The sequence below is a fragment of the Arsenicicoccus bolidensis DSM 15745 genome, from assembly GCF_000426385.1.
GTDB lineage: Bacteria > Actinomycetota > Actinomycetes > Actinomycetales > Dermatophilaceae > Arsenicicoccus > Arsenicicoccus bolidensis.
In genome coordinates, this window is sequence record NZ_AUFG01000008.1 from 61,414 (window position 1) to 75,124 (window position 13,711).

At 69.6% G+C, this 13,711-nt stretch carries 13 protein-coding genes; 3 read left to right on the forward strand and 10 right to left on the reverse strand.

Features of this window, described 5'->3' with window-relative positions:
• Positions 1 to 19 precede the first annotated feature (19 nt).
• Genes mmsB through K313_RS0106455 form a run of 3 tightly spaced genes read right to left on the reverse strand, consistent with a single transcriptional unit; the run spans position 20 to position 3,995 of the window.
• Positions 20 to 1,264, reverse strand: coding sequence for a multiple monosaccharide ABC transporter permease (mmsB, locus tag K313_RS0106445; protein WP_205621827.1), 1,245 nt, complete (start codon positions 1,262 to 1,264; stop codon positions 20 to 22).
• Entirely contained in the window at positions 1,261 to 2,820 is a 1,560-nt protein-coding gene (gene mmsA / locus K313_RS0106450) for a multiple monosaccharide ABC transporter ATP-binding protein (RefSeq protein WP_029210915.1), read from the reverse strand. Before mmsA ends, mmsB begins: the two co-directional genes overlap by 4 nt.
• 56 nt (positions 2,821 to 2,876) lie before the next feature.
• Positions 2,877 to 3,995 (reverse strand): substrate-binding domain-containing protein, encoded by a 1,119-nt coding sequence (locus K313_RS0106455; protein WP_029210916.1) that lies wholly within the window; start codon positions 3,993 to 3,995, stop codon positions 2,877 to 2,879.
• A gap of 126 nt (positions 3,996 to 4,121) precedes the next feature.
• Between K313_RS0106455 and K313_RS0106460 the strand changes: the two genes are divergently transcribed.
• On the forward strand, positions 4,122 to 5,144 hold the full coding sequence (locus K313_RS0106460) for an aldose epimerase family protein (RefSeq protein ID WP_029210917.1): 1,023 nt from the start codon (positions 4,122 to 4,124) through the stop codon (positions 5,142 to 5,144).
• A gap of 5 nt (positions 5,145 to 5,149) precedes the next feature.
• On the opposite strand, the gene K313_RS0106465 is transcribed toward K313_RS0106460, so the two are convergent.
• Positions 5,150 to 6,574 (reverse strand): xylulokinase, encoded by a 1,425-nt coding sequence (locus K313_RS0106465; RefSeq protein ID WP_029210918.1) that lies wholly within the window; start codon positions 6,572 to 6,574, stop codon positions 5,150 to 5,152.
• Positions 6,575 to 6,578: 4 nt separating this feature from the next.
• Entirely contained in the window at positions 6,579 to 7,757 is a 1,179-nt protein-coding gene (xylA, locus tag K313_RS0106470; RefSeq protein WP_029210919.1) for a xylose isomerase, read from the reverse strand.
• 66 nt (positions 7,758 to 7,823) lie between these two features.
• On the opposite strand from xylA, the gene K313_RS0106475 reads away from it, so the two are divergent.
• Positions 7,824 to 9,062 (forward strand): ROK family protein, encoded by a 1,239-nt coding sequence (locus K313_RS0106475; RefSeq protein WP_239262137.1) that lies wholly within the window; start codon positions 7,824 to 7,826, stop codon positions 9,060 to 9,062.
• A 140-nt stretch (positions 9,063 to 9,202) separates the two neighbouring features.
• Positions 9,203 to 9,493, forward strand: coding sequence for a hypothetical protein (locus tag K313_RS0106480; RefSeq protein ID WP_029210921.1), 291 nt, complete (start codon positions 9,203 to 9,205; stop codon positions 9,491 to 9,493).
• Positions 9,494 to 9,573: 80 nt separating this feature from the next.
• Here the strand turns inward: K313_RS0106480 and K313_RS20285 are convergent, their stop codons facing one another.
• The 5 genes from K313_RS20285 to K313_RS0106500 all read right to left on the reverse strand — a co-directional run bounded on the left by K313_RS20285 (position 9,574) and on the right by K313_RS0106500 (position 13,699).
• Positions 9,574 to 10,758, reverse strand: coding sequence for a glycerophosphodiester phosphodiesterase family protein (locus K313_RS20285; protein WP_029210922.1), 1,185 nt, complete (start codon positions 10,756 to 10,758; stop codon positions 9,574 to 9,576).
• Positions 10,759 to 10,871: 113 nt separating this feature from the next.
• Entirely contained in the window at positions 10,872 to 11,501 is a 630-nt protein-coding gene (locus tag K313_RS0106490) for a methyltransferase domain-containing protein (RefSeq protein WP_034252101.1), read from the reverse strand.
• A complete protein-coding gene (locus tag K313_RS22960) occupies positions 11,494 to 11,691 on the reverse strand; it encodes a CDGSH iron-sulfur domain-containing protein (RefSeq protein ID WP_084412536.1) in 198 nt (65 codons plus the stop codon). The genes K313_RS0106490 and K313_RS22960 overlap by 8 nt, the downstream gene beginning before the upstream one ends.
• Positions 11,688 to 12,725, reverse strand: a complete 1,038-nt coding sequence (locus tag K313_RS0106495; RefSeq protein ID WP_029210924.1) for an iron-containing redox enzyme family protein — start codon at positions 12,723 to 12,725, stop codon at positions 11,688 to 11,690. Before K313_RS0106495 ends, K313_RS22960 begins: the two co-directional genes overlap by 4 nt.
• A 77-nt stretch (positions 12,726 to 12,802) precedes the next feature.
• Positions 12,803 to 13,699: an alpha/beta hydrolase gene (locus tag K313_RS0106500; RefSeq protein ID WP_029210925.1), complete on the reverse strand. Its 897-nt coding sequence runs from the start codon at positions 13,697 to 13,699 to the stop codon at positions 12,803 to 12,805.
• Positions 13,700 to 13,711 lie beyond the last annotated feature (12 nt).

Consider the following 13,711-nt stretch of genomic DNA (forward strand, 5'->3'; position numbering starts at 1 on the left):
CGACGTGTGGCGCAAGGGGTCACGCAGAGGCGTTCCTGCGCTTGTTCATGAGGTCGAAGGCGACTGCGGCGAGCAGGACCAGGCCCTTGATGGCCTGCTGCCAGGCAGGGTTGACCGCCATGATGGACAGGCCCATGTTGAGCACGCCCATGATCAGGGCGCCGACGATGGCCCCGCTCACGCGGCCCACGCCACCGGTGACCGCCGTGCCGCCGATGAAGCAGGCCGCGATGGCGTCCAGCTCGAAGTTCTGACCGGCGGCGGCGATGCCCGCACCGGCGCGAGCCGTCGTCACGACGGACGCGACGGCGGCCAGCAGCCCCATGTTGACGAAGACCCAGAAGTTGACCTTCTTGACGTCGACACCGGACAGCACGGCGGAGTGCACGTTGCCACCGATGGCGTAGATGTGACGGCCGAAGACCGTCTGGCCCATGAGGAAGCCGTAGCCCAGGACGAGCAGCGCCACGAGGATGAGCACGTAGGGGAGGCCAATGGCGCTCGAGGCCAGCACCCACGTCAGGAAGACGATGAGGGCCCCGATGACGACGAGCTTGAGGACGAACATGCCGGTCGGTTCCATTGCGAGCCCGTGGCCACGCAGGGTGCGACGCGTACGCAGCTGGCCGAGCACCAGGCCGGCGATGGCGACCAGGCCGATGACGAGGGTCAGGACGTCTGCCTGGCCGAGGAAGCCCAGCCCGCCGAGCAGGCCACCGTTGGAGATGGACACGAACCCGCCGGGCAGCCCGGCGATCGTCTCGCCCACCACGATGATCGCCAGCCCGCGGAAGACCAGCATGCCGGCCAGGGTCACGATGAAGGCGGGCACGCCGACGTACGCGATCCAGAAGCCCTGCCAGGCGCCGATCGCGGCACCGAGGACCAGGGCGAGCAGCACCGCTGCGGGCCACGGGAGGTTCCAGCTCATCATGGCCACGGCGAGGACCCCGCCGACGAAGGCCACGACGGACCCCACGGACAGGTCGATGTGACCGGCCACGATGACCATGACCATGCCCGCCGCAAGGATCATCACGTAGGCGTTCTGCTGGATGAGGCTGGCCACGTTGTCGGCCATCAGCAGCTTGCCGCCGGTGAGGACCTGGAAGAGTCCGACGATCACGATCAGGGCGCCGATGATGCCGTACTCACGAAGGTTGATCCGGCGTCCCCTCGAGGTGGTCTCGGCCGTCGACGAGCTCTGCTCCTCGCTGGTCGCCACCGAGGCGCTCGCGTCTACGTTCGGTGCTGGGGTAGTCATCGTCCCGGCGCCTGCCTTTCCATGGTCATGAGGTGCATGAGTCCTTCCTGGGTGGCCTGCTCACGATCGAGCTCGCCGGTGATCCGACCCTGCGACAGGGTGTAGATGCGGTCACAGATCCCCAGAAGCTCCGGAAGCTCGGAGGAGATGACCAGGACCCCCTTGCCCGCGTCGGCCAGACGGTTGATGTGCGTGTAGATCTCGTACTTGGCCCCCACGTCGATGCCGCGCGTGGGCTCGTCCAGGATCAGCACCTCGGGCTCGGTGAACATCCACTTGCTGAGGACGACCTTCTGCTGGTTCCCGCCCGACAGCTGGCCCACCCCGGCATCCACCGTGGGCGCCTTGGTGTTCATCCGCCGCCGGTAGTCCTCCGAGACGTGGTACTCCGACCCGGCGTCCACGACGCCTCGCCGGCTCACCTTGCCGAGAGCGGCCGAGGTCGTGTTGTGGCGGATGGAGTCGATCAGGTTGAGCCCGAAGCGCTTGCGGTCCTCGGAGGTGTAGGCGATCCCGGCGCGGATGGCGCGCCGGACCGTGTCCACCCGGACCGGGCGGCCGTCGACGCTGACCTGACCGGAGATGCCGGTGCCCCAGCTGCGTCCGAAGATGCTCATGGCCAGCTCCGTGCGCCCGGCGCCCATGAGCCCGGCGATCCCCACGATCTCCCCCCTCCGCACGTGAAGGTTCGCGGAGTCCACGACGACCCGGTGCGGGTCCTGAGGGTGGTGCACCGTCCAGTCCTCGACGCGGAAGACCTCGTTGCCGACGACCGACACGTGCTCGGGGAAGCGGTTGTCGAGGCTGCGCCCCACCATCCCCTGGATGATGCGCTCCTCCGTGACCGGCACGGAGCCGTTCATCTGCAGCGTCTCGATCGTCTGCCCGTCACGGATGATCGTGACCGCATCGGCGATCGCGGCGATCTCGTTGAGCTTGTGGCTGATGATGATGCAGGTGATCCCCTCCTTGCGCAGTCCGCGGATCAGCGACAGAAGGTGCTCGCTATCGTCGTCGTTGAGGGCAGCCGTCGGCTCGTCGAGGATCAGCAGTCGGACGTCCTTGGACAGTGCCTTGGCGATCTCGACAAGCTGCTGCTTGCCGACCCCGATGTCGAGGACCTTGGTGTCCGGGGCCTCGCGCAGGCCGACCCGTTCGAGAAGCCGCGCCGCGGCGCGGTTGGTCTCGACCCAGTCGATGCGCGGCCCACGTCGCCGCTCGTTGCCGAGGAAGATGTTCTCCGCGATCGACAGGTAGGGGGACAGGGCCAGCTCCTGGTGGATGATGACCACCCCGTCGGCCTCGCTGTCGCGGATGCCCCGATACGCGCACGTCCTGCCGTCCAGGACGATCTCGCCCTCATAGCTGCCGTGGGGGTAGATGCCCGACAGGACCTTCATCAGCGTCGACTTGCCGGCGCCGTTCTCGCCGCAGATGGCGTGAACCGTGCCGCGCTCGACCGTGAAGGTGACGTCGGACAGGGCCTTGACGCCCGGAAACGTCTTGGTGATCTCTCGCATCTCAAGGATCACGTCACGTGTGTGCTCGCTCGACATCGTTGTCCTTTCGGGCCGGGCGCCGCGGCAGTCTCTGTCCGCGGCGCCCCGGAGGGTCACAGACCCAGGTCGGAGGTGCTGTAGAAGCCGGAGTCGACGAGCTGGGTCTTGACCGTGTCCTTCGTCACCACCACCGGCGCGAGCAGATAGGTCGGGACGACCTTGACGCCGTTGTTGTAGGTCTTCGTGTCGTTGGTCTCCACCGTCTGGCCCTTCACGACCTGGTCCACCATCTTGGCGACCTGGTCGCCGAGCTTCCGGGTGTCCTTCCACACGGTCATGGACTGCTTGCCTGCCAGCATGTTGATCACATTGGCCTTGTCGGCGTCCTGGCCCGTGACGATGGGGTAGCCGGCGCCGGGCCGGTATCCGGCGCCTTCCAGCGCCTGCACGATGCCCAGCGCCAGGGAGTCGTTGGGGGAGAGCACGACATCCACCTTCTTGCCGCCGGTGTAGAACGAGTTGAGGCGGTTCTGCATCTCGGACTGAGCCGTGTCAGAGGCCCAGTTGAGGACACCGATGGAGGTCCACTGGTCGTTCGTGGCCGGGGCCTTTCCTGAGGGCACGGTGATCTGCCCTGACTTGGCCAGCGGCGACAGCACGTCCCACGCGCCGGAGAAGAAGAACTTGGCGTTGTTGTCGTCGGGGGACCCGGCGAAGGGCTCGAGGTTGACCTTCTCGGCGCCGATCTTCTCCTTGATGAACTGCCCCTGCAGCTGGCCCACCTTGTAGTTGTCGAAGGTGGCGTAGAAGTCCACGTCGGGGGTGCCGTTGATGAGCCGGTCGTAGGCGATGACCTTGGCTCCCTTGGCCTTCGCGGCGGCCAGCGCCGGCGCGAGGACCTTGCCGTCGATGGCCGCGACCACGAGGATCTTCGCACCTTGGTTGGCCATGTTCTGGACCTGGGTGATCTGCTGGTCCGGCTTGTTGTCGGCGTACTGCAGGGTCGTCTTGTAGCCCGCCTTCTTGAGCAGCCCTTCGAGGTGGGCGCCGTCCTTGTTCCAGCGCTCCAGTGACTTCGTGGGCATCGCGATCCCGACGAGCGTGTCGGATGCCCGTGCAGAGCCGTCTGCAGCCGGGGCCTCGGTGGTGCGGCTCGAGCTGCACGCGGTCACGGACAGAGCGAGAGCGACCGAGGCAGCCAGTACGGAGCGGGTCGTCAGGGTGCGGGTCATCGTTGACTCCTTGAACTCAGGTGAGTAGTTTGTTTCGCAGGTAAACATACTACGTCCGGACGCGGTCGACAAGGGGTCTTGGGGTCGAGCCGGAAAAGAGACGACCTGAGGGGAGCGTATGTGCCGATGGTGAAGAGCTGGGGCAGGATGGCCGGCGGCCAGGAGGTGTACGGCTGCACGATCGGGACCGGGAGGCTGCAGGCGACTGTCCTGACCTACGGCGCGACGCTCAACCGGCTTGTGTGGCGAACGGCCAAGGGTCCGCTGTACGTGGTGCTCGGCCTCACCTCGCTCGAGGCGATCCTCACGCATCGCCAGCTGTTCCTCGGTTCGGTGGTAGGTCCTTTCGCCAACCGCATCAGCGGCGCCCGGATGGTGATCGACGGCGCGCCGTATGCTCTGACCGCGAACGATGGGGCGAGCTGTCTTCATGGCGGGGATGCCGGCACGGACATCGCGGTGTGGCAGCTGGCGGACGTCGCACCCGATCGGGTGGCGCTGCAGCTCACGTGTCCGGACGGCGCTGGTGGCTTCCCGGGACCCCTGCACCTTCGTGCGGCCTACGTCCTGGACGACGAGGAGCTGCGGCTGGACCTCTCGGCAACCACCGACGCGCCCACGGTGATCAGCCTCGCGAGCCACGCGTACCTCAACCTCGCCGGCCGCGGCACGATCGACGGCCACGTGCTGCGGGTGCCGGCCCGGCAGCTGCTGGCGGTGGACGAGCACGGCATACCGACCGGGGTCGAATCGGTCGGCGACGTCGCTCTGGACCTGCGGGCGGGCGTCGAGCTGGGCGACCTACGGCGCCGAGACCACCGCCTCGTCGGCATGCTGGGTGGTCTGGACCTCCCCTTCCTCCCCGACGGTGCGGGCACGCGTGTGCTTGCGGAGCTGACGCTGCCGTCGGCCGGGCGGTCCATGCACCTGCGGTCGGACCAGGACTGCCTGCAGGTCTACACGGGTAACAGCCTTCGATCGTCGGCGCCGGGCCATGCCGGGATGCAGTACCGCGAGGCGGACGGCCTCGCGCTAGAACCCCAGCGGTGGCCCGACTCTCCCAATCAGACCTGGATGCCGTCACCCTCGCTGCGGCCCCGGGAGACGTATGCCACGACGACCTCCTGGTCCTTCCGCGAGGAGCGGTAGCTGCCTCAGGCGAAGCTTGCGGCTACCCCGGAGGCCTGTGCCCGAAAGGCCGCGACGACTTCGTCTGCCGGGGCGTCGTCGTGCCGCGAACCCTCGATCAGCCGCCACGCGACGGGTGAGGTCAGGCCCAGCAGGACGGTGGCAGCCTGCCGGGCGGCACCGTCCGCTACGTACTCGCCGGGGTCTGGGACCACCACCGGGATGCCGAGCAGCTGCGAGGCGAGAGCCTGGACGGCGGGCGCCTGCGCCCCACCTCCGACCAGGTACCCCTCGGCAACGGGTGGCCCGAGCGCCTCCACGGCGTCCAGCGCGCCCCGCATGTGGCACAGCAGTCCCTCGACCGCTGCGCGCGCGAGGTTCGAAGGCGTCACGTTGGCGAGGGTCATGCCGTGCAGCGAACCTGTGGCTGTGGGCAGGTTGGGCGTGCGCTCGCCCTCGAGGTAGGGGATGTGGACCAGACCCCCGGCTCCCGGCTGGGCAGACAGGGCCAGCTCGCTCAGCCGGTCGTAGTTCACCCCTAGCAGGGATCGTGCGGCATCCAGGATCCGGCTCGCGTTGAGGGTGCAGGCGAGCGGCAGGAAGGCTCCCGTGGCGTCCGCGAAGCCCGCGATGTCGCCCGACAGATCCACCGCAGGCGTCTCGGACACCGCGGCCACCACGCCCGACGTGCCGAGCGAGATCATCGCCTGCCCAGCGTCCAGCCCGAGACCCAGCGCAGCGCCCGCGTTGTCTCCGCACCCGGGCCCGAGCACCACGCCGGATGGCGTGCTACCCGCGCTCTCGAAGGGTTGCAGCACGCGCGGCAGCCGCACGGTCTCTGCCTGGGGAAACGCGAGTCCGAGCAGGTCTCGTCGGTACTCGCCGGTGAGGGGGGACCAGTACCCGGTGCCCGATGCATCACTGCGGTCGGTGACCAGATCGGCGATGTCGGTCGACCCCGACAGCTTCCAGGTGAGCCAGTCGTGGGGCAGCGCCACGGCCGCCACCTGAGCCGCTGCCTCTGGCTCAATGTCGGACAGCCAGCGAAGCTTGGTGACCGTCAGGGAGGCCACCAGCCCCGAGCCCGAGCCGCGGACCCACGCCTCGGTCCCGTCCCCACCGCCGAGGTGCGCCAGCTCGGTGGTGAGGTCCACGGCCGCCTGCGCCGAACGAGTGTCGTTCCACAGCAGGGCGGGTCGGACCACCTCGCCGCGCGAGTCGAGACACACCATCCCGTGCTGCTGACCTGCCACCGAGATGGCGGCGACGTCGTCCAGGCCGCCGGCTTCGGCGATGGCGCGCCGCAGCGCGTCCCACCAGGCGGCGGGGTTGACCTCGGTGCCTGGAGGGTGCGGCGCACGGCCGTGCCTCACGAGTTCACCGGTCTGGGCGTCCCGGATGACGACCTTGCAGGACTGGGTGGAGCTGTCGACTCCCGCGACGAGGGCCATGACCTCAGCCGATCAGGTGCTCGATGGCAAGCTGGTGCAGCTTCACGAAGCCGTAGTCACGCTGTGCGGCCTTGTCGACGTCGAACTCGTCGGTGCCCTTGAGGAGATCCGCGGCCGTCTCGCCGGCGGCCAGTGTCGGCTCGGCCAGCTCGAAGATGCCCGAGTACGTCATTGCCTCCTGGACGCGCGAGTCCTGACGGAACGCGCGAGCCTTGTCGGCCAGCATGAGGTAGGTCGCCATGTTGGCCTTCGCGGACTCCCATACGCCGTCCATGTACTCGGTGCGCGACGGCTTGTAGTCGAAGTGCTTCGGGCCGGTGTAGCGCGGGGCGTCCGGACTGGCCGCGAAACCGTTCTCGAGCAGGTCGACCGTGAAGAAGGCCGAGAGCAGGTTGCCATGCCCGAACACGAGGTCCTGGTCGTACTTGAGCCCGCTCTGACCGTTGAGGTCGATGTGAAAGAGTTTGCCGCTGAAGAGCGCCTGAGCCAGGCCGTGGGTGTAGTTGAGGTTGGCCATCTGCTCGTGACCGACCTCGGGGTTGAGCCCCACGATGTCGCCATGCTCCAGGTCGGCGATCAGCGCCATCGCGTGGCCCAAGGTCGGCAGGAAGATGTCGCCGCGGGGCTCGTTGGGCTTGGGCTCGAGGCCGATTCGCAGGTCATAACCCTGGCTCTTGATGTAGCCGGCAACGGTGTCGAGGCCCTCCTTGTAGCGCGCCATGGCGGCGTGCAGGTCCTTGGAGGAGTCGTACTCGGCGCCTTCGCGGCCACCCCACATCACGAACGTTGAGGCGCCCATCTCGGCGGCCAGGTCGACCGCCTGGAGCACCTTGCGAAGTCCGTAGCGGCGGACGCCCCGGTCGTTCGACGTGAGGCCGCCGTCCTTGAACACGGGGTGGGTGAAGGTGTTGGTCGTCACCATCTCGATGACCAGGCCCGCCTGGTCGGCGGCGTCCTTGAGTCGCGTGACGATCCGGGTCTTGTCCTCGTCCGAGGATCCGAACGGGAACACGTCGTTGTCGTGGAAGGTGATTCCCCAGGCTCCCAGCTCCGCGAGCTTGTCAGAGTACTCCCAGGGGTCGAGGGCCGGTCGACTTGCGGTGCCGAACGGGTCGATGCCCGTCCAACCGACGGTCCACAGACCGAACGAGAACTTGTCTTCCTTGGTGGGCTGACGGGTCATGATTGCTCCTTCGCACTCGTTTGTTTCATGACAAAACTTATCCTAGTGCTGGGCTACAGTCAATGGGTGGCAACCAACTCTCCAGCCCAGCCGGCGGGCGCATCGTTGAGCGGCCAGGTCAATGCGACGCAGGAGACTCTGCGCGAGTCGAACCTCGCGCTCGTGGCCCGCACGATCTTTGCGTCGATCAACGGCATCTCGCGAGCAGGCGTCTCCGCCGAGGTGGGGTTGACCAGGGCGACGGTGTCAAGGCTCGTCGAGGATCTCCTGAGCGGGGGGCTCGTGCGGGAGGAAGGCCAGGTGTCGGGCGGGCCGGGTCGGCCGGCCACTCGGTTGGTCCCTGCGAGCACGTTGTGCGCGCTCGGGATGCAGGTCAACGCGACCTATCGCATCTGTCGCTTGATGGGCCTCGACGGGTACATCGTCGACGAGATCCACGTCCCCGGAGAGATGGTGGACAGCGATCCTCGTGAGGTGCTCAGCGCACTCGGAAATGACGCTCGTGAGCTGCTGGCACGCTCGCTGGCAGGCCGTCGGCTGGTCGGCGCTGGGCTGGCACTCCCGGGAATCGTCTCCGAGCGCGAGGGCTTGTTGAGGCGCGCTCCTAACCTTGGCTGGACCGATGCCCACCCCGCATCCCTCATGGGCCTGGAAGACCTCGTCCAGCTCGAGGTGCTGGGGAACGAGGCCGACCTCGCCGCCTTCAGCCTCGCCCGTCCAGCTCCGGGTCGCACTAGCGGTCCATCCAGCTTCATCTACGTCTCCGGTGAGATCGGGATCGGTGGCTCGGCGGTCATCGAAGGCGAGGTAATGCGGGGACTGCACGGGTGGGCCGGGGAGCTGGGGCATATGTGCGTCGATCCTCGGGGCCCGAGCTGCCCGTGCGGGTCGCACGGCTGCCTGGAGAGGTATGCCGGATGGCGAGCGTTCGAGGTGGGGGCTGGCCTGCCACACGGGTCCGATGTCGACGACTTCCTTGCCCGCCATCGCGACGGCGACCAGCGGGCTGAGGCCACCCTGGCGGCTGCTGCCGAGGCGCTGGAAACGGCTCTGGTCAGCGTCGTCAACCTGCTCGACATCCCGACCATCGTCATCGGCGGCCATCTGGCCGAGCTGGGGGCCATCATCCTCCCCGGCGTCGAGGAGGGGGTCCGGAGGCGAGCGTTATCCGGGAGGTTCGACGGCCTTACCGTCACCATCTGGCCGGCCGCGACTGCCGATGACCCAGGGCGAGCCGCGGCCGGAGCAGCGGCTGCGGTGCTGGACGAGGTCGTCAAGCACCCCGCTTCGTGGCTCGGCCGCTGAGCTCCTGGGCCGCCGTCGACGACACGCGCGGCTTGACCTCGTGCGGACGTCCGCGTACCGATAGTGGCAACGCACCATTCCTACGAGGCGCGTTCAGCCGGCTGCCGAGCCGGGTCGCCTTCAGTCCGCAGCATGACGGGATGGCGGCGTTCGTCAGCACGCTGAGGTCCGCGGCGAGGGGTTCGCTGCTGGTCGAGGCCGGCGGCGGCACGTGCGACGGTTCAGTGCTGGGAGCGGAGGTGGAGCTCGACGTGGCGGGGCTGCTCGATCTCGCCGCGATCGATGCGGCGGCCGACGTCGTCGTGGTCCTCGTCGCATCTCCCGTGGCCGAGCCGCACGCGCTCACGAGCGCCCCAGCCACCAGCACAGACCCCCACCCCGGTACGGACATGTCTCCTCCTCGAGCGCCGATGAGGTCACTATGGACCTGAACGACACCTGGGAGGGGTGGCTTTGCGGCATACCGTCATGGGACGTCGCGCACAGTGACGGTCTGCCGCAGCCGCCGCCCTCAGAGCTTGCGGGAGTAGGCCCGGGGCAGCGGCATACCGCGCTCGGCCATCACCAGGCGACCACGGTCCGGGTAGTTGGTGATCAGGCCGTCGACCCCCAGGTCGATCAGGTGGTGCATGACGGCCGGGTCGTCGACGGTCCACGGCACGACCTTGAGGCCGGAGGCGCGGGCCTGGCGGATCATGGCCGCGTCGACGTAGTAGCCGGACGGCTTGTTGCCGATGTCCCAGCCGGAGGAGAAGACCTTGACGCCCTCGATGGAGGCGGCGGCGCGCACCACGTTGCCGCCGAAGTCGTCGATGTCGATCCCGCCGAGCCACGGGGAGGCGCCGGGCTTGCCGACCTGCTGGTTCTCGAAGTTGTCGAGCGCCACGAGCGGGATCCGCCGGTCGAGCTTGTGCATGAGCCGCAGCGTCGACCAGTCGAAGGACTGGATCATGACCTGCTCCTGCAGGCCCGCGCGACGCACCTCCTGATAGACGCGCTTGACGAAGTACGGCAGCGGCGCGCTGTTGCTCCGGTCGCCGGCATCCGACTTGGTCTCGATGTTGAGCATGACGCCGCGGGCGCGGTAGTCGTTGACCAGGTCGAGGACCTCGCGCAGCTCGACCAGCGGGCCCTTGACCAGCTGCTGGCCCGGGTGGTCCGGCAGCGTGCGGTAGCCGCACTCGACGGTCTTGATCTGCGCGAGGGTGAGCTTGGCGATGCTCTTGCCGACGTAGGGGTACATCGGGTCACCGGCCGTCAGCGGCTTGGTGTCGCGGCAGTTCACGGCGTTCATCGAGAAGTCGTGGTTGAGGACGACCGCGCCGTCCTTGGTGACGACGGTGTCGAGCTCGAGGGTGTTGACGCCGAGCGCCAGCGCCTTGGCGAAGCCGGGCACGGTCTCCTCCGTGGTGAGGCCGAGGCCGCCGCGGTGCGCCTGGAGGTCGAACGCCGGCAGCGGACGGTAGAGGCCGCCATGCTGACCGGGCTTGCCAGGCTTGCCCGGCTTGCGCTTGTCGGCGTCGGCGGAGTCCGCCGGGGCTGATGCGGCGGCTGGCGTTGTGGAGGTCGCGGGCGTCGCGGCGGCGGGCGTGCCGGTCGGCTTGGGCTGCTGCTCGGCCTGGGCTGCGGTGGCCAGGCCGGCGAGAGCGGTCGCGGTGGCGAGGACGGTGGCGATGGAGCGGCTCGTGCGGATCATGGCTTCTCCTGGAGCGCGTGGGATGGATCCCTCGACGCTAGGCCCCGCCCGGCCAACCTCGCCCGAGAGCGAGATGACATGTGCGTGAACGCACCACACGTGGGGCAGGGTCGTCAGGCCATCCGGTCGAGCCGGACGAGCACCCCACCCTCGTGCTCCCGCACCTCGCCCGTCCGCAGCACGCCGCCCTCGGCGACCCGGTCACCGAGCGCCGACGCCTGCTCGAGCGTCCCGAGCTGCAGCACGGCGGCGCCGCCGGGCACCAGGTGGTGCGAGATCACCTCGAGGCAGAGCCGCGCCACGTCGAGGCCGTCGTCGCCACCGTCGATGGCGAGCAGCGGGTCCTGCGGGAACCGCCCGGTCTCGGCGCGGGGCACCCACGGCGGGTCGGCGATCGCGACGGCGAAGCGTTCGTCCGCGTCCAGGACCTCGTCGAGCTGCCCCAGGCGCACCTCGACCTGTCCCGCGAGCCCTGCGGCGACGGCGTTGTCGGCGGCATGCTCGGCCGCGGTCGGGCTGGCGTCCACGGCCACGAGACGCCGGTCCGAGCCGGCGATCGCGAGCAGCCCGATGTGCCCGGCGCCGGTGCACAGCTCGAGCACGTCGCCCGCGGGTGCCTGCTCGATCAGCTCGGCGGCCCACGCCGACTGGGCCGTCGTCCACGGGCGGGGCTCGAGGACGCGGTCGTCATACCGGATCTGCAGCGACCCGAATCTCATGGTGCGCGTAGCGATCTCAGCCACGGCGCACCACCTTGTGGGTGCCGTCGCACCAGGGCCGTCGGCTGGACTTCCCGCACGCGCAAACGGCGACGACCGGTCGGGTGACCGGGTGGGACCCGCCTTGCTCGTCCCGTATGACGTCCGCCCCCCGCACGAGGAGCGGGCCTCCGGGGCACAGGCGCACCGTGACCTCGGCGCCTCCCGCGCTCATGACGCGCGCCCGACGGACGCGTCGGGAACCCCGACGGGAACCCTCACGAGGGAGGTCGTGCCGGCCTGGACGGACGCGGCGTCCCAGCGCTCGAGCATCCGGGCCCCCGTCACGGCGTCGAGGTGGAGCGACGTGGCGACGCCGAAGAGCACGTCCTCGCGCAGCTGCGGCTCGCGGGCGACGAGCCCTGCGCAGACGTCGCGCACCGCGACCTGCTCGTGCACGGCGTCGGCCTCGACGTGCTCGGAGAAGTACTCGGCGGTCGCGGCGGGCAGGCCCACGCGCTCGATCCCGGTCGCGATCTTGCGGCAGGGCAGCGAGCTCGTCGTCTCGAACGCCGCGAGGAAGCCCATCGCCGCCCCGCGCAGCCGCCGGCGCATCCCGAAGACGGCCTGCACGGTGTTGGCGGCCAGGGTCTCGACGCGCACCTCGGGCAGGTAGGCGCCGTAGGTGCTGTCGAGCCCGGCTGCGTCCAGCGCCGCGGCGTACAGGGTGGAGTGCAACCGTTCGGGGTGGCCGCCGCCGTACTCGTCGTACTGGATCTCGGCGAGCGCCGCCTTGACCGGTCCGTCGAGGCGCCCGAGCACGAACGAGTGCGCGTCGGACTCCTTGAGGGCATAGAGGCTCCGCTGCCGCAGGAACTCCAGCACCTGCTCGCGGGTGGCGTGCCGCTGGAGGTATGACGCCACCGACGGCCCGTCGTCCGCCGCGACGAGCGCGAACAGGTCCTCGGCGAGGTCGCCGCTGTCGGGTGCCGCCTCGACGACGGCGCGGGTCGCCGCGCGCAGCTCCTGCTCCATGCCCGCCTCGAGCCCGCCGCGCAGGCGCAGCAGGTCGGGGTCCCACTCGCGGTCGCCCACGGCGTCCTCGAAGCCGCGGAAGTGCAGCTCGAAGAGCATCCACAGCGCCAGCTGGGCGTCCTCGTCATCGAGGACCGCGGACGGCGCGGCGACGTGCGTGGGCAAGGGGTCGCCGGTGCGCAGCGCCGCACCGACCGCCTCGCTGAGCGGGCCTCGCGGCTCGGGAACTCTCATGTCCTGGTGGTACCCGGGGCTGCGCACCCCCAACCCGGTTCGCCTCCGGCCCCGCGCAGAGCGGTGCAGGTCGATGGTCAGATGTGACGTCGAACCTGCACCGATGTGCGGAGGATGGCGTCGGCGACGCGGTGCGGGTGCTGCAGCATCACCATGTGCCGGGCCGGGCGGATGACCTCGCGCGTGACCTGCGCCGCCGGGTTGTCGCTGGACAGCGCCGCGGCCTGTCGCCGCTGCTGACGGGCCCACCACGACCAGCGTCCCGGCATCGAGCCCGCCAACGCCGTGACCGCGTGCACCGGGATGGCGGGCAGGGGCCGGGTCGAGCGCAGCTGCGCCATCTCGTGCCGCAACCGCGCGTATGCCGCGTCCTCGGTCGCGATCGTCCGCCAGACGTGGGCCCGGGCATAGGTGCGGGCGGAGCGCTCGCGGTGGCGGCGACCCCACTCGCCGGTGGGCAGCCCGCGGTCACCGAGACGCCGCAGCAGCGGTCCCAGCCATCGCCATCCGACCGTGCGGTCACCGATGGTGATCAGGGTGGCCACGGGGCTGGAGTCCTGCTCGGGAGCCGTCTCGTCTCCCTCGCACACGCTGCCGTCCACCGTCACCACGGCCGACACGCGGCGGGGGTGCAGGCGGGCGGCCGCCTCGGCATACCAGGCACCCATGGAGTGCCCGACCAGCACCGCCGACCCGACCCCGCAGGCGTCGAGGACCCCGACGAGGTCGTCGGCGCACCCCACCAGGTCCACCACGACCGGCTCCACGGGCTGCGGGGAGTCGCCGCACCCGGGCCGGTCCATCACGATCACGCGGGCGTGCGGCTCGAGCAGCGCCTGCACCCCTGCCCAGTCGAACCATGCCCCCGCGAGCCCCGAGGCCAGGAGTATGACGGGCGCCGGCCGCCCCTGCGGCCACCCCGAGTCGGCGACGTGGACCTCACGCCCGCCCACGTCGAGCACCCGGGACGTCATCGCGTCCGGGCC